General features: G+C 32.8%; 17 protein-coding genes. 11 read left to right on the top strand and 6 right to left on the bottom strand.

Annotated features, from left to right (window positions below):
* Nucleotides 1-69 precede the first annotated feature (69 nt).
* From ACNFIH_RS06715 to ACNFIH_RS06680, 8 genes are all read left to right on the top strand, one after another.
* Nucleotides 70-429 (top strand): hypothetical protein, encoded by a 360-nt coding sequence (locus ACNFIH_RS06715; protein WP_426486010.1) that lies wholly within the window; start codon nt 70-72, stop codon nt 427-429.
* A 90-nt stretch (nt 430-519) separates the two neighbouring features.
* Nucleotides 520-1,059, top strand: coding sequence for an NADPH-dependent FMN reductase (locus ACNFIH_RS06710; protein ID WP_426486009.1), 540 nt, complete (start codon nt 520-522; stop codon nt 1,057-1,059).
* Nucleotides 1,060-1,117: 58 nt separating this feature from the next.
* A complete protein-coding gene (locus ACNFIH_RS06705; RefSeq protein ID WP_426486008.1) occupies nt 1,118-1,990 on the top strand; it encodes a sugar phosphate isomerase/epimerase family protein in 873 nt (290 codons plus the stop codon).
* A gap of 3 nt (nt 1,991-1,993) precedes the next feature.
* Nucleotides 1,994-2,902, top strand: coding sequence for an archaemetzincin family Zn-dependent metalloprotease (locus tag ACNFIH_RS06700; RefSeq protein ID WP_426486007.1), 909 nt, complete (start codon nt 1,994-1,996; stop codon nt 2,900-2,902).
* Between the two features lie 5 nt (nt 2,903-2,907).
* Complete coding sequence (locus ACNFIH_RS06695) at nt 2,908-3,249, top strand: cupin domain-containing protein (protein WP_426486006.1); 342 nt, start codon at nt 2,908-2,910, stop codon at nt 3,247-3,249.
* Between the two features lie 134 nt (nt 3,250-3,383).
* The gene (locus tag ACNFIH_RS06690; protein WP_238567982.1) at nt 3,384-4,526 is read left to right on the top strand and encodes an MFS transporter; all 1,143 of its coding nucleotides are present in this window, start codon (nt 3,384-3,386) and stop codon (nt 4,524-4,526) included.
* A 48-nt stretch (nt 4,527-4,574) separates the two neighbouring features.
* Nucleotides 4,575-5,507, top strand: coding sequence for a peptidylprolyl isomerase (locus ACNFIH_RS06685; protein WP_426486005.1), 933 nt, complete (start codon nt 4,575-4,577; stop codon nt 5,505-5,507).
* Nucleotides 5,508-5,608: 101 nt separating this feature from the next.
* Nucleotides 5,609-5,920 (top strand): cytochrome c, encoded by a 312-nt coding sequence (locus ACNFIH_RS06680; RefSeq protein WP_426486004.1) that lies wholly within the window; start codon nt 5,609-5,611, stop codon nt 5,918-5,920.
* Between the two features lie 107 nt (nt 5,921-6,027).
* On the opposite strand, the gene ACNFIH_RS06675 is transcribed toward ACNFIH_RS06680, so the two are convergent.
* Together ACNFIH_RS06675 and ACNFIH_RS06670 are read right to left on the bottom strand one after the other, a co-directional pair.
* Entirely contained in the window at nt 6,028-6,423 is a 396-nt protein-coding gene (locus ACNFIH_RS06675; protein WP_426486003.1) for a GreA/GreB family elongation factor, read from the bottom strand.
* 452 nt (nt 6,424-6,875) lie between these two features.
* On the bottom strand, nt 6,876-7,769 hold the full coding sequence (locus tag ACNFIH_RS06670) for an alpha/beta fold hydrolase (protein ID WP_426486002.1): 894 nt from the start codon (nt 7,767-7,769) through the stop codon (nt 6,876-6,878).
* Between the two features lie 130 nt (nt 7,770-7,899).
* On the opposite strand from ACNFIH_RS06670, the gene ACNFIH_RS06665 reads away from it, so the two are divergent.
* Nucleotides 7,900-8,235, top strand: coding sequence for a tRNA-binding protein (locus ACNFIH_RS06665; protein ID WP_035649143.1), 336 nt, complete (start codon nt 7,900-7,902; stop codon nt 8,233-8,235).
* Between the two features lie 169 nt (nt 8,236-8,404).
* Here ACNFIH_RS06665 and ACNFIH_RS06660 read toward each other — a convergent pair whose 3' ends face one another.
* From ACNFIH_RS06660 to ACNFIH_RS06645, 4 genes are all read right to left on the bottom strand, one after another.
* Entirely contained in the window at nt 8,405-8,953 is a 549-nt protein-coding gene (locus tag ACNFIH_RS06660; RefSeq protein ID WP_426486001.1) for an RBBP9/YdeN family alpha/beta hydrolase, read from the bottom strand.
* A gap of 19 nt (nt 8,954-8,972) precedes the next feature.
* The gene (locus ACNFIH_RS06655) at nt 8,973-9,803 is read right to left on the bottom strand and encodes an alpha/beta hydrolase (protein ID WP_426486000.1); all 831 of its coding nucleotides are present in this window, start codon (nt 9,801-9,803) and stop codon (nt 8,973-8,975) included.
* 134 nt (nt 9,804-9,937) lie between these two features.
* Nucleotides 9,938-10,306 (bottom strand): PUR family DNA/RNA-binding protein, encoded by a 369-nt coding sequence (locus tag ACNFIH_RS06650; RefSeq protein ID WP_026728980.1) that lies wholly within the window; start codon nt 10,304-10,306, stop codon nt 9,938-9,940.
* A 69-nt stretch (nt 10,307-10,375) separates the two neighbouring features.
* Entirely contained in the window at nt 10,376-12,154 is a 1,779-nt protein-coding gene (locus ACNFIH_RS06645; protein ID WP_426485999.1) for an ABC transporter ATP-binding protein, read from the bottom strand.
* A gap of 203 nt (nt 12,155-12,357) precedes the next feature.
* On the opposite strand from ACNFIH_RS06645, the gene ACNFIH_RS06640 reads away from it, so the two are divergent.
* Together ACNFIH_RS06640 and nusB are read left to right on the top strand one after the other, a co-directional pair.
* Nucleotides 12,358-13,464 (top strand): Glu/Leu/Phe/Val family dehydrogenase, encoded by a 1,107-nt coding sequence (locus ACNFIH_RS06640; RefSeq protein ID WP_035649138.1) that lies wholly within the window; start codon nt 12,358-12,360, stop codon nt 13,462-13,464.
* 194 nt (nt 13,465-13,658) lie between these two features.
* Nucleotides 13,659-14,570, top strand: coding sequence for a transcription antitermination factor NusB (gene nusB / locus ACNFIH_RS06635; protein WP_035649460.1), 912 nt, complete (start codon nt 13,659-13,661; stop codon nt 14,568-14,570).
* Nucleotides 14,571-14,592: the final 22 nt, after the last annotated feature.

Genomic DNA, 14,592 nt, shown 5'->3' with positions numbered 1-14,592 from the left:
TACTTTTAAGTACTATTACATAGTTTTTTACTTACAGAAATATTGCCTTAAATCTAAAAACTCGATCTAATGAAAAATATAATTTTATGTTTTGCTGTAATGGTTTTATATGCATGCGCAAGTTCGAAAAATACTGGAGATAAATGGATTGGAATGACTAAACAAAGTCTTATGAAAAGTTGGGGAACTCCAGTGAGGACTTTTGATAATGCTGCAGACGGCGAAATTCTGGTTTATGCAGATCAGGTTTATGAAAAAGGAGAAAATGAAGATTCCAGAATTGCTGGTCCGCTACATTGGAATTATACTTATATGTATGTAGACAAAACAGGAAAAATAACTTCTTTTAGAAATGAAAAACAAAATTATTCTCCTCAATCTATTGATTCTGATAAATTAGCGGGAATGAGTTTGTTGACTGTGAAGTGATTCGAATGAATGTTTTGGGATAAAAAAAATATTTCGGTTGTAAATAAATGCTATTTTTAAACAATCAAATTTTAAATTTTTCCAGAAAGAATGCCTTCTCAAAAAATAAAAATCTTCGCCATAAACGGGAGTACACGAAAAAACTCCAGCAATTTTAAAATTCTAAAACATATTTCTGAAAATATAAAAGAAGAATTTGAAGTTGAAATTTTTGAAGAATTAGATCAATTACCCCATTTTAATCCTGACTTGGATCAGGAAACTCTGCCAGAAAAAGTTATTCAATTTAGAAATAAAATTGCTCAGGCTGATGGTGTTTTAATTTGTACGCCAGAGTATGTTTTCAGTTTGCCTGGAACTTTAAAAAATGCTTTAGAATGGTGTGTTTCGACCACAGTTTTTTCTGGAAAAAAGACAGGACTTATTACTGCGTCGGCTTCGGGTGAAATGGGCCACGAACAACTTTTGCTAGTAATGAAAACACTTGAAGCGAAATTTGACGATGCCTCACAACTTTTAATACAAGGCATTCGTGGAAAAATAGATAACGAAGGAAAAGTTACAAATCCTGAAACCGAAAAGGCTCTCGAAAGCTTTATAACGAATTTTGAAAATCAATTTTTTGATTGAGTTGTGTAGCGTTCAAATAAAAAGACTAGTTTTACTTTTAGACTTTTTCAAGATAAAAATGACAACAAGAAGAAACTTTATTATAAACACAAGCTTAGCTGCAGCTGCAGTTTTAGCCGCGCCATCATTAGCTTTTACTATGAATAAAAAAGAAATTGGATTACAGTTATATACGTTGCGTGACGAACTTCCTAAGGATGTAAAATCAACTTTAGAGAAAGTCGCAAAAGCGGGGTATACAACCGTTGAAACTTACGGTTTTTCTATAAAAGACCAGTTTTGGGGATTGTCGCCAAAAGAATTGAAGAAGATTTTGGACGATAATAATTTAAAAGCAGTAAGCGGACATTATAATTTAGGAAGCTTTTTGTACGATGGAAATACCGCTGAACTTGTGGCCGCGATTGAAGCAGCAAAAATCTTAAAAAATGAATTTTTGACTGTGCCGTGGGTTGAGGAGCATTTTAGAAAAAGTATTGAAAATTATAAAATAATAGCTTCACGTTTAAATGAGGCTGCCAAAATGTGTAAAAATGCAGGCCTGAAATTAGCGTATCATAATCATGATTTTGAATTTCAGAAACATGACGGCGTTACAGGTTATGAAATCTTGCTTAAGGAAACCGATAAAGATTTAGTTTATTTTGAATTGGATTTATATTGGGTCGCACGATCTGGAAATGATTCGTTAAAGTTGTTTAAAGAAAATCCAGGCCGTTTTAAAATGTGGCACGTAAAAGATATGGATAAAGTAAATCAGGCATTGAATACTGAAATTGGCTCAGGATTAATCGATTTTAAACCTTTATTCAAAGAAGCAAAACAATCTGGAATGCTTCATTTTTTTGTGGAACAGGAAAATAATTATGTGCCAAATTCTTTTGAATCTATAAAAACAAGCTGTGATTTCATTTCAAAAAATCTAATTTAATTTATGAAGAAACTTCTTTTTCTGATAGTTGTAATTCTTTGTTCATGCCAATCAAATAAAAAAGAAAATTCGGGAGCAAAGCCGGAATTAAATCTACCTCCAGATCCATATTTTGCAGAAATTAAAGTTAATGATATAAAACTTCGTACCCCGGTTTTTGGTGATTGGCTTTATTCTCATCCAGAAAAAGGACAGAGTTTTGAGCAATTTATGAATACAAAATATGTTGTGCCAACAAAAGAAGAAGATATTATTTATTTGCAGCCAATCGGGAAATTCGACGCATTGCAAGTCAAACAAATTGAATTGGTTCGTCAATATTTAGAAATTTTCTTTCAGTTGAAAACAAAGGTTTTGAAAGAGGTTTCAAATGATATTATTCCAAAAAATGTTAGAAGAAGTGGTGATCTTGGCCAAGAACAATTTTTGGCCGGATATATTTTAGACAGCGTTTTAAAGAAGGAAAAACATGAAAAAGGAATTGCATTAATGGCAATAACAGAAAAGGATTTGTATCCAAAACCAGAATGGAATTATGTTTTCGGACTTGCATCTTATAGAGATAAAATTGCAGTAAGTTCGATTCACAGACTGTATGACAAAACATTAGAAGGAGCAGATTTTAGTTTATGTTTAGAACGATTACTTAAAATTTGTTCGCATGAAATTGGACATATGTTTGGCCTGCATCATTGCATTGAGGCCGATTGTGTGATGAATGGCACCAATAGTTTGTCTGAAACAGATGAACATTCGCTTCGATTGTGTTCGCTTTGCCAAAGAAAATTAAATTCGGGATTTAAATATGATAATGTAAAAAGGCTGAAAGAATTGGAAAAGTATTTTAAAGAAAATAACTTGGCAGAGGGATTAGGATTAATGAAAAAAGATATTGAAAAAATTAAAAAATAAATAAAATGACAACCAGCAAAGAATTTATAAAAGGAGACGAAATCGAATGGGAAGTAGTCGGAGAAGGAATTAAACGCAAAATTTTGGCTTTTGATGACCGAATTATGCTTGTAAATGTTCATTTTGAAAAAGGCGGAATTGGCGTTTTACACAATCATTATCATTCGCAGGTCACTTATATTGCAAGCGGAAAATTTGATGTAACAATCAGCGGCGTAACTCAGACATTAAAAGAAGGCGATAGTTTTTATATTCCGCCTCACGCTGTTCATGGCGTTGTTTGTCTTGAAACTGGAATGCTTACCGATGTTTTTAGCCCTGTTCGAGAAGATTTTTTAAAAGCTTAAAATTCAACGATATTGGTGCAAAAATATCCTGATCTTAACTTGAATTTGAAAAATTTATAGATTTTTTAAAGTTTTCCTAAAGATTAGATTGGTATTTTTGCATCATGAATTTATCAAAAACTAATGTACTGTTTATGGCAGTTTGCACTGGTCTTATAGTTGCAAATCTTTATTACTGCCAGCCTTTGATTGTTTTAATTGCCAACGAATTTAAAATTCCCGAAGCCAGCGCCGGAACAATAACGTATCTGACTCAGGCAGGTTACGCAATTGGTCTCTTTTTTATGGTGCCTCTTGGTGACAAATTAGAACGTAAAAAACAAATTTTAATAACCACTTTTGCTTCGGTAATCGCACTTTTGATTGCTGCAACAGCCAAAAGTTTTCTTATTTTACAAATAGCTTCCTTACTAATCGGAATTACATCGATTGTGCCACAACTTATTTTGCCTTTGGCAGCGTCATTAAGTACGCCAGAACAACGCGGAAAAGTTATCGGAACAATTATGAGCGGTTTATTGGTTGGTATTTTGCTTTCCAGAACTTTAAGCGGACTTATTGGCCAGGTTTTAGGCTGGAGGTCAATGTTTTATATCGCTGCCGGAATTTGTCTTTTAATCTTTTTTGTGATCCAAAATAAATTCCCAGTTAATAAACCACAGTTTCAAGGAACTTATGGGCAATTAATTCAGTCCTTATTTACACTAATAAAAACACAGCCAGTTTTGCGTGAGGCTACAGCAATCAATGTTTTCAGTTTTGCTCAATTTGGCGCTTTCTGGACAACTATGGTTTTGTTGCTTTCGGGTAAACCGTTTGATTTTAATAGTGCCACTATTGGTTTATTCGGAATTGTGGGCGCTTCTGGAGCTTTGGCTGCGCCTTTGGTTGGTAAAATTGGTGATAAAGGAAATTCTAGAATTGCAGTTGGTTATGGCTGTTTATTGATTTTGATAAGCTTTTTAATTTTTTATTTTTCGATAGAAAGCGTAATCGGAATTGCGATTGGAATTGTATTTATTGATATAGGAATTCAAGGTGTTCACATTTCAAATCAAACCCGAGTTTATTCTTTATTGCCAGAAGCCAGAAACAGACTAAATACAGTTTTTATGTCGTTTAGCTTTTTAGGAACCGCTGCTGGATCTGCATATGGATTATTGCTTTGGAAACTGGGCGGATGGCATGCAGTTGCTATTGGTTGCGTTGGCTTATCAGCATTGGCATTTACAGTTTACGGACTTACTTATAAATCTAAAAATAGAAAGACAAATTGATAAATAATTAATTTGTAAATTTGCATTCGAATAAAAAAAAATACAACAATGGAAAACGGAATATATGCTAAATTCAATACTAGCAAAGGTTCGATTTTAGTAAAATTGACACACGATTTGACACCAGGAACTGTAGGAAACTTTGTAGCTCTTGCAGAAGGAAATATGGAAAATAAAGTGAAACCTCAAGGACAAAAATTCTATGATGGATTGAACTTTCACAGAGTAATTGCTGATTTTATGATTCAGGGAGGATGTCCTAAAGGAACTGGAACTGGAGATCCTGGATATAAATTTGATGATGAATTCATTCCAAGTTTAAAACACGATCGTCCGGGAGTTTTGTCTATGGCAAACTCAGGCCCTGGAACTAATGGTTCTCAATTTTTCATTACACACGTTCCAACTCCTTGGTTAGACGGAAAACACACTGTTTTTGGACATGTGGTTGAAGGACAAGATATAGTTGATGCTGTAGCTCAAGGTGATGCTCTTGAAACTTTAGAAATTATCAGAGTTGGTGAAGAAGCTGAAAAATGGAACGCAATTGAAGCTTTCATTTCTTTGAAAGGTGCTCGTATGAAAAGAGAAGCAGCTTTAAAAGCAGAATCTGAAGCAAAAATGGAACAATTAGCTGCTGGTTTTGATAGAACTGAAAGCGGTTTACGTTATAAAATGATTCAAAAAGGTGAAGGAAAAAGAGCTGAAGCAGGAAAAACAGTTTCTGTTCACTACGAAGGTTCTTTAGAAAACGGAAAAGTTTTTGATTCTTCTTACCCAAGAAAAAAACCAATCGAATTCAAATTAGGAATTGGGCAAGTTATCGAAGGATGGGATGAAGGTATCGCTTTATTGCAAGTTGGAGACAAAGCTCGTTTTGTAATTCCATCTGATTTAGCATACGGACCATCAGGTGCAGGAGGGGTAATTCCACCAAACGCAACTTTGGTTTTTGACGTTGAATTAATGGACGTTAAATAAGAATTTCAAAGCAATTTAGTATTGTTTTAAATAACAATCCCATATGCTACGGCATATGGGATTTTTTTATATTTACTTAAAATAAAACAAAACCAAGAGCGATGAAATCAAAAATTTTAACTTTAGCCGCTATAACATTATTTGCAGCTTCATGCGGTACAAAAAAAGCGCCTGCAACTCCTCCAGCTGCGCCAGCAGTTACAGAAACTGCAAAAGCAACGGAATTGACTCCTGAACTTGCAGCAGGGAAAAGCTTATATGAAAACAGCTGTGCAAAATGCCACAAGTTGTATGAACCAACGAAATTTACGAAAGAAGAATGGCAGCCAATTTTGGTTCGCATGCAGAAAAAAGCAAAATTAGATGATACTAATATGGCTTCGATAACAAATTATATTCACTCGCAATTGTAATAATTTGCAGTTAAACAAAAACAAAAAAACTATTCAATTTTGAATAGTTTTTTTGTTTTCAGACAGATATAAAAAAACACCTTCATAAAAATGAGGTGTTCAAAAAATTATGAAGCATGTACTTCCGAATTGTCAACGGCAATTATTTTTAAAGTTTTAATTCCGGCAGGCAATTCCCAGTCAACCTGATCATTTTCTTTAAAACCAATAATGGCAACGCTCAAAGGCGCAAGAATCGAAATTTTAGATTGTTTTAAATCAGCAGACGATGGTAAAACAATTTGTATTTTCATTTGTTTTTGAGCTTTAACATCTTCAATTGTTACAAAAGAATTGATTCTGATAACCGTCGGGTCTAAATCACTTTCTTTACTGATGACAGCGCGATCTAATTCTTGCGATAACTGGTTCGCTTCTTTACTATTTGTTGAGTTTTTGCTTTTTAAAATCAATTCTCTTAAAAAGTTATATTCTGATTTACTAAAAGTGGGTGTTGGTTTCATATCTGTTTGAATTTATTGTTTTATTTTTTTGAATGATTTTTCTTCTTTTATAAATTAAAGACTGAGTTATTTCATAACCTTGCTTGAGGTCAAATTTTTGAAATGCTTTAAATGTGGGAAAACAAAAAAATATCTGACCAAAATTGCTTTTGCCAAATAAAATAAATGTTTTAAAATGATGTAAATCCTCCGCCTGAAAGAAGAAATGAAATAGACGGAGGCCTAATTAATAAAGGCCTTACTATGTGAAATAAATACAGCCGAAACCGGTTTTCTTGTAGAAGAAAACAGGGAAACCGAAACTGTAAATAATTGTATAGTGTTCACAATGAGTATTTATTGCTTGTTTTGCAAAGATAAGAAACTTTTTTAAATGTTTATTTCCATTTAATATTGCAGCAATAGTATTTTTTTTGCCACTCCAGATAACTATCGGGAGTGGCAAAATTTATTTATGAATTCAGAAATTCAAGTAAGTCTTTGTTTAATCTGTCTTTTTCGGTATAAAATAAGCCGTGTGGCGCTCCTTCATAGGTAATGAAAGTATTGTTTTCGATTGCTTTTGCTGTTTTTTCTGAACTGATTTCAATAGGAACATTTTTATCATCGGTTCCGTGAATTATTAAAGTTGGAACTTTAATAGTGTGAAGTTCATCTCTAAAATCGGTTGTATTTAAAGATTCTCCACATTGCAAAGTTGCTCTTGGCGAAGCTATAGAACATAAATTTCTGTAATATTCTAACAAAGGCGTGCTCAAAGGTTTATTGATGATGTTTACACCAAAAAAGATTTTGCTAAAATTATCCAGAAAACCAATTCTGTCTTCTTTTATTGAAGCTGCAGTTGTTTCGCTTTTTTCTTTCGGACGCCCTTCAGGATTATCTTCTGTTTTTGCTAAAAATGGAATAATAGATGAAATTAAAACAGCTTTTGTAACACCTTTTCCCTGATATCGGCTAAAATAACGCACAACTTCTCCGCCTCCCATAGAAAAGCCAACTAAAGTTACATCATCTAATTGCAATTGTTCAATAATTTCGTTTAAATCATCAGTTAAAGTATCATAATCGTAACCATCCCAAGGTTGAGACGATTTACCAAAACCACGGCGATCATAAGCAATTACTCTGTAATTATTCTGAACCAGAAATTCTATTTGATATTCCCACATTTCGTTTGAAAGTGGCCAGCCATGAATTAAAATTACGGGTTTTCCTTTTCCGTAATCTTTAACATATAGCTTTACATTTTTTGCCACTTCAATATATTTATCGCTATTTGATTTATTAACCTCATAATCAAAGTCTTTAAGAGAAATCCCGGGAGTTATTATACTATTTTCCATTTTGTATATTTTAAATATTAGTAAAAAACGAATAGTTAAAATTAAAAGGATAGAGGAAAAAACTAATTATAGAATTAGTGCAATTCATTACAAAATTATAGGTTTGTAAATAAACTAGATAAAAGATAAAATGGATTTAACCTGGAATGAATTTGAAAGAACCGATATGCGTGTTGGAACCATTGTTGAGGTAAATGATTTTCCTGAAGCACGAAAACCTGCATTTCAATTAACAATCGATTTTGGTTCCGAAATTGGAATCCGAAGATCATCGGCACAAATTACAAAACGTTATAAAAAAGAAGATTTAGTAAATCGTCAAATTGTTGCGGTTGTAAATTTTCCGAAAAAACAAATCGGAAAATTTATGAGCGAATGTCTGGTTCTTGGGGCTGTAGGCGAGGAGGGAGATGTTATTTTATTAGCTCCGGATTTTAAAATACCGAATGGACTTAGGATTGGATAATTTTTCATTAAACACATAGAAACATAGTCTGAAATAATCTTAAAAAAGGCATTTCATTTTCATAAAAACATCCCGATAGCTATCGGGATATGTGTTAAGAAACTAGTTTCTTTTTTATAATTCTTTTTTTTAAATGAAATCTATGTTTCTATGTGTTAAAAGTAAGTGGTTAAGGGTTAATCTTTTTAATCAATTGATTCAAAATCACTTGTCCTTCTTCCCAATATTTTAAATCTGAATCAGAGTTAATGTGACCTTGTTGTCCAACGTTTACAAAATCACTTCCCCATTTTTCCGCAAAATATTTTTTTCTTTCGAAAGAAGCATAAGGATCATTTTCGCTGGCAACTACAATTGACGGAAATGGTAGTTTGTAAATTGGCATTGGCGAAAAATTTCTAATAATATCGGGAGTATGTTCCGGTGAATCAACATCTGCAGGTGCGACCAATAAAGCGCCGATTATATTTTTATTCGAATTATTTTCGGCCCAATGCAATACCAAAGAAACGGCAAGACTATGCGCAACTAAAATTGTCGGATTCTCTAGTTTTGAAGTTTCTTCATTCAAACGTGCAATCCAATCTTCGCGAACCGGTTTGTCCCAATTATCTTGAACCAAACGAATTGAATTTTTGAATTTTTCGTGCCAAAAAGTTTGCCAGTGTTTCTCTCCAGAATCTCCAAGTCCTGGTAAAATTAAAAGTTGTGTCTCCATTGCCGTGGATTTTATATTATTATTTTTTGGTTTGTTTTTCTTTTAGAATTCGGTTTACTTCATTAACAAGAAGTGGAAAACCAGGTTCCGTCATTCCGTGTCCGTAACCGTCTAACTCATAAAGTTTGGTTTGTTTATGACCTTTTAGTTTCATCATGCGTGCCATGTATGCGTTTTCTTCATATCGGCCTAACATTTCTAATTCACGGTCGCCGGTAATTAATAATAATGGCGGCGCATCAGCGCGAACATAAAAAAGTGGTGCATAAGCATCAATTGTAGGTGTTGTATCTGGAATTCCATTTTCTCTCCTAATTTCAAAATGCGTAATACATTGCCCGCTAAACGGAATTAATCCAGCAATTTTATTCGCATCAATTCCTTCTTTTTGAAGCCATTTTTTATCCAAGCCAATCATCATGCCTAAGTAGCCTCCAGCTGAATGTCCTGAAACAAAAATCTGAGAAGAATCGCCACCATAATTGTCGATATTATTAAAAGCCCATGCTACAGCAGCTGCAGCATCTTCAATAGCTTTTTCTGCTTTTACTTTCGGCGAAAGCCTGTAATTAACACCAATAATAACAAAACCTTTATTTTTTAATGCTTCAGGAATTTCTTTGTTTCCGCCAGTCAATCCGCCGCCGTGAAACCATACAATTGTTGCAAAATTCTTGCTATTTTTTGGATAATAAATATCTAAAACACATCTTTCGTTAATGTAACTATCTGATTTGTTTGCTGCGGCATTGTAATATTGAATATTTGATTTTGTTTCATATTCCAGTTTTTGTGCAAATGCCGAAATACTAAAAATAACAAAGCTTAGAAGGAAAAGTAATTTTTTCATAATTGCCAATTTAGCTGAATCCAAAGGTGATTCAGTTATGAAATTCGATTAAAGTAATAGAATTTAAATATATAAAAAAAGCCCAAAATGCTATACAAATTGGACTCGTACTTTTTTAAAAAGTTATCTGGAGACTAAATATCGTCAAAATCAATATCGGTAAAGCTAGATCTTTGTGTTTCAGCTTTATCAGAACTGTATTCTTTTTTAAAATCTTTTTGGTGTCTTTCAGAGATTACTTCTTCGCCTTTGTGGTTCAAGACGTATGAAGTCATTTCTTCTAGTATTTCAGCAAATGCACTAAAATCTTCTTTGTACAAGTAAATTTTGTGTTTTTTAAAATGAAAAGAACCATCTTCTTCAGTGAATTTTTTACTTTCGGTAATCGTGATGTAGTAATCGTCAGCTTTTGTAGCTCTCACATCAAAGAAATAAGTTCTTCTTCCTGCTCGTAATACTTTAGAAAAAATCTCTTCTTTTTCTAACATGTCATTTTCTCTCATAATACGTTCTATCATTTTTTGGAATTAATAGTACTCAAAAATCATAAAAAATTATCTATTACACAACAATTAAAGTAATTCTTTTTCCGAAAGTTGTTTTAAATATAACGATGAATAATAACCTTCCTGATTTATTAATTGATTATGAGAGCCTTGTTGAATGATTCTACCATCCTCTAAAATGATAATCTTATCGGCATTTTTGGCCGATGAAACTCGGTGACTTACAATAATTGTAGTTTTATTTTTACAAATTTCAAACAAATTATTTAAGATTGTTTCTTCGGTTTCTGTATCTACCGCAGAAAGGCAATCGTCAAAAAGTAAAATCGCCGGATCTTTGATTATGGCACGCGCAATAGACACACGTTGTTTTTGTCCGCCCGAAAGTGTTATGCCTCGTTCACCTAAAATAGTGTCGTATTGTTTGTTAAATGCTGCAATATTATCATGAACTACAGCATTTTTTGCTGCTTCGATAACTTCTTCATCTGTAGCATTTTGATTGCCAAATTTGATGTTGTTTTTAATTGTATCTGAAAATAAAAAGGCGTCTTGAGGTACAATTCCGATATTGTTTCTCAAATCATTCAAATTCAAAGTGCTGATTTCATTTCCATCAATTGTTACTCTTCCATCGGTAACATCATACAAACGAGAAATTAAAGAAAGAATGGTCGATTTTCCTGAACCTGTTTTTCCTAAAATAGCTAATGTTTCTCCATTTTTAACTGAGAACGTAACATTTTTTAAAGCCTCAATATTAGTGTCTTCATACGTATAACTTACATTTTCGAAAGCAATAGAACCCTGAATTTCTGATGAATTCGGATTGTTGTTTTTGATTTCTGGCTCGATTTTCAAAAATTCATTCAAGCGTTTTTGAGAAGCTTCGGCTTCCTGAACCATCGATGAAACCCAACCTAAAGATGCGACCGGCCAGGTTAGCATGTTTACATATAAAATAAATTCGGCAATCGTTCCAATATTTGGAATCGTTCCGTTGATGTACATAACGCCTCCAAAATAAATCACAACCAAATTACTGATTCCGATCAAAGCAATCATCAAAGGCCCAAAAAGCGATTGCACTTTGGCTAAATCCAAACTTTTGCGTTTGCTTTCATCAGCAAGATCAATCATATTGTTTTGATGTTGATTTTCTAATGAATAGGCTTTTATAACTCTAATTCCTGAGAAAATTTCTTGTGTAAAACTCGAAACTTTAGATAAATATTGCTGAAATGTTGTGCTTCGTTTATTGATTTCTGAACTCAGTTTGAAAATACAATACGACAAAATTGGCAATGGCAAAATCGTATACAATGTCAGCAACGGCGATACATTATACATATATATGATTACGATCGCAAAACGGATAAACGTATTAATAGTATACATTACCGCCGGACCTACATACATACGCACTTTTGAAACATCTTCAGAAATTCGGTTCATTAAATCTCCGGTGCGATTTTGTTTGTAGAAATTTTGAGAAAGCGTTTCGTATTGTTTGAAAACCTCATTTTTCAAATCAAACTCAATATGACGTGACATTACAATCAATGTTTGGCGCATTAAAAAGGTCAGGAAACCCGCTACAATAGCACTTCCAATGATTAACAGTACGTTATGAATTAAATCTTGTCTGTAAAAATCTCTAATTATTGAGGATTTTTGATCTGCTTCTGAGAGTTTTAGAAAGCGCTCAATCACATCAAAGGAATGGCTGACCAATTTTGGAGTGAATAAAAAGAATATTTGTGCGATTATTGTGGTTAAAATTCCAAAAGAGAAACTGAATTTATATTTGATGAAATATTTGTTTAAATAGCTTAATTCTTTCATTTTTTTAAGAAATGTGATATTGAATTGATTTAAAATTATGAATTATTATTAATTAAAATTATAATAAATTACGATTTAATCAAAACAATTATATTGTAAAATTGTTATTTTAAAGATAAAAAATTAGCACATGTGTATTTTTTAATTATGTTTGAGAAGTCTTTTTGACAAATTCACAATTTTAACTAATTAATACTAGCGCTATGGATGCAACTTTCACAACTGGAAAGGAACTTCAAAAAATGGATCCTGTTTTTGGTCAATTATCTTTTGACGATCACGAACAAATTGTATTTTGCAATGACAAAGATACAGGTTTAAAAGCAATTATTGGTATTCATAATTCGGTTATGGGACCAGCTTTAGGAGGCACCAGAATGTGGAATTACAACACAGAATGGGAAGCTTTAAATGATGTTTTACGTCTTTCAAGAGGAATGACTTATAAATCTGCTATTACCGGATTGAATATTGGTGGTGGAAAAGCGGTTATTATTGGTGACGCTAAAACGCAGAAAACTCCTGAATTAATGCGCAAGTTTGGAGAATTTGTTCACTCTTTAAGCGGAAGATACATTACTGCTGAAGATGTTGGAATGGAGACAAAAGACATGGACACTGTAAGAGATGTTACGCCTTATGTAACTGGAATTTCTGAAGAAAGAGGTGGATCTGGAAATCCTTCGCCTGTTACAGCTTACGGAGTTTACTTAGGAATGAAAGCGGCTGCAAAAAGTCAATTTGGTTCTGATGTTTTAGATGGCAAAAAAGTTTTGGTTCAGGGAATTGGTCACGTTGGTGAAGCTTTGGTTGAATATTTAACTAAAGAAGGAGCACAGGTTACTATTACTGATATCAACGAAGAAAAATTATATCAAGTAGCTTCAAAATACAACGCAACAATTTATACAGGAGAAGATTTGTATACTGCAGATGTTGATATCTATGCGCCATGTGCGATGGGAGCAACTATCAATGCAAATACAGTTGACAAAATTAAAGCTAAAGTTATTGCTGGTGCTGCCAACAATCAATTAGCTGATGAAAATGTTCACGGTGCAAGATTGCAGGAAAGAGGAATTTTATACGCTCCAGATTTCTTGATCAACGCTGGTGGAATTATCAATGTTTATGCTGAATTAGCAAACTACGGCAAAGCTGAGATTATGAGCAAAACAGAGAATATTTACAATACAACTCTGGAAATCATTGATTTTGCAGCTAAAAATAATATCACTACTCATAAAGCGGCGCTTACAATTGCTCAAAATCGTATTGATGCGAGAAAAATTGAAAACGCTAAAAAATAATAAAAACAAAGTTTATTGTTGAAGAGTCTCAGTCTCGGCCACAATTTTTAGATAAATCTTAAAATTGTGACTGAAAACTGAGACTTTTTTTGTCGATTTAATTTTATTATAAGAATTGAAATTCTTAATTTTGCAGACTAATTTTTAAAAGTTCTTACAAGGTGGTAAACAGAAGACACATACGCGTTAAAGTAATGCAATCTATTTATGCAATGCATCAAAGCGGTTCTGATAATATGGAAAAAGAAGAAAAATTTCTTTTTTACAGCATAGATAATATTCAGGACTTATATCTTATAATGCTTTCTTCATTAATTGAAATTTGCAAAAAAGAATCAGTATTCCTGCATTTATCAAGCAAAAAACACCTTGCAACTGCAGCAGAACGTAACCCGAATGAAAAGTTTGTTAAAAACAAAATTTTTCAACTTCTTGCCGAAAGCAACTCTCTTAGCATTGCTTTAGAAACTCGTAAAATCAACAATTGGTCTTTAAACGACGATTATATCATTTTGCTTTTAAATGATATCAAAGCAAGCGATATCTATAAAAAATACATGAGCAACAACGTTAATACGTTTGAAGAAGACAGACAATTTATTATTGATTTGTTTGAAAATGTAATTGTTCCGAATGAGAAATTATATGAGTATTTAGAAGATGATAAATTGACGTGGGTTGATGATATTCCGGTTGTAAATACACACATCATCAAACAATTAAAAGCGATCAAAACAGAAGATCCAGATGCTTTTAGAGTTCCAAAATTATACAAAGATGTTGAAGATAAGGATTTTGCAAAAGATTTGTTTCGACGTACAGTTTTGAACGAATCTGTTCTTGCAAAAGAATATGACGATAAAACACCAAACTGGGATAGCGAGCGTATTGCAGAAATCGATACTATTATCTTGAAAATGGCAATTTGCGAATTTTTGAAATTCCCATCAATTCCAGTGAAAGTAACTCTTAACGAATATTTAGAAATTGCAAAAGAGTATTCTACACCAAAAAGCAGTATTTTTATCAACGGAATTTTAGACAACCTTGTGAAAGAACTTGAAGCCAATAAAAAAATGGTGAAAGTAGGAAGAGGTTTGATGTAATTTTAGAAAAGACGAATTACAA

The organism is Flavobacterium sp. 2 (genome assembly GCF_049949195.1).
In the GTDB taxonomy this organism is placed as follows: Bacteria; Bacteroidota; Bacteroidia; order Flavobacteriales; family Flavobacteriaceae; genus Flavobacterium.
This window is presented reverse-complemented; position numbering and strand designations above follow the sequence as displayed.

Bases quoted from the DNA above. Each gene is read 5' to 3' on its own strand.
- ACNFIH_RS06715 (WP_426486010.1), top strand. From the start codon at position 70: ATGAAAAATATAATTTTATGTTTTGCTGTAATGGTTTTATATGCATGC.
- ACNFIH_RS06710 (WP_426486009.1), top strand. From the start codon at position 520: ATGCCTTCTCAAAAAATAAAAATCTTCGCCATAAACGGGAGTACACGA.
- ACNFIH_RS06705 (WP_426486008.1), top strand. From the start codon at position 1,118: ATGACAACAAGAAGAAACTTTATTATAAACACAAGCTTAGCTGCAGCT.
- ACNFIH_RS06700 (WP_426486007.1), top strand. From the start codon at position 1,994: ATGAAGAAACTTCTTTTTCTGATAGTTGTAATTCTTTGTTCATGCCAA.
- ACNFIH_RS06695 (WP_426486006.1), top strand. From the start codon at position 2,908: ATGACAACCAGCAAAGAATTTATAAAAGGAGACGAAATCGAATGGGAA.
- ACNFIH_RS06690 (WP_238567982.1), top strand. From the start codon at position 3,384: ATGGCAGTTTGCACTGGTCTTATAGTTGCAAATCTTTATTACTGCCAG.
- ACNFIH_RS06685 (WP_426486005.1), top strand. From the start codon at position 4,575: ATGGAAAACGGAATATATGCTAAATTCAATACTAGCAAAGGTTCGATT.
- ACNFIH_RS06680 (WP_426486004.1), top strand. From the start codon at position 5,609: ATGAAATCAAAAATTTTAACTTTAGCCGCTATAACATTATTTGCAGCT.
- ACNFIH_RS06675 (WP_426486003.1), bottom strand. From the start codon at position 6,423: ATGAAACCAACACCCACTTTTAGTAAATCAGAATATAACTTTTTAAGA.
- ACNFIH_RS06670 (WP_426486002.1), bottom strand. From the start codon at position 7,769: ATGGAAAATAGTATAATAACTCCCGGGATTTCTCTTAAAGACTTTGAT.
- ACNFIH_RS06665 (WP_035649143.1), top strand. From the start codon at position 7,900: ATGGATTTAACCTGGAATGAATTTGAAAGAACCGATATGCGTGTTGGA.
- ACNFIH_RS06660 (WP_426486001.1), bottom strand. From the start codon at position 8,953: ATGGAGACACAACTTTTAATTTTACCAGGACTTGGAGATTCTGGAGAG.
- ACNFIH_RS06655 (WP_426486000.1), bottom strand. From the start codon at position 9,803: ATGAAAAAATTACTTTTCCTTCTAAGCTTTGTTATTTTTAGTATTTCG.
- ACNFIH_RS06650 (WP_026728980.1), bottom strand. From the start codon at position 10,306: ATGAGAGAAAATGACATGTTAGAAAAAGAAGAGATTTTTTCTAAAGTA.
- ACNFIH_RS06645 (WP_426485999.1), bottom strand. From the start codon at position 12,154: ATGAAAGAATTAAGCTATTTAAACAAATATTTCATCAAATATAAATTC.
- ACNFIH_RS06640 (WP_035649138.1), top strand. From the start codon at position 12,358: ATGGATGCAACTTTCACAACTGGAAAGGAACTTCAAAAAATGGATCCT.
- nusB (WP_035649460.1), top strand. From the start codon at position 13,659: ATGCAATCTATTTATGCAATGCATCAAAGCGGTTCTGATAATATGGAA.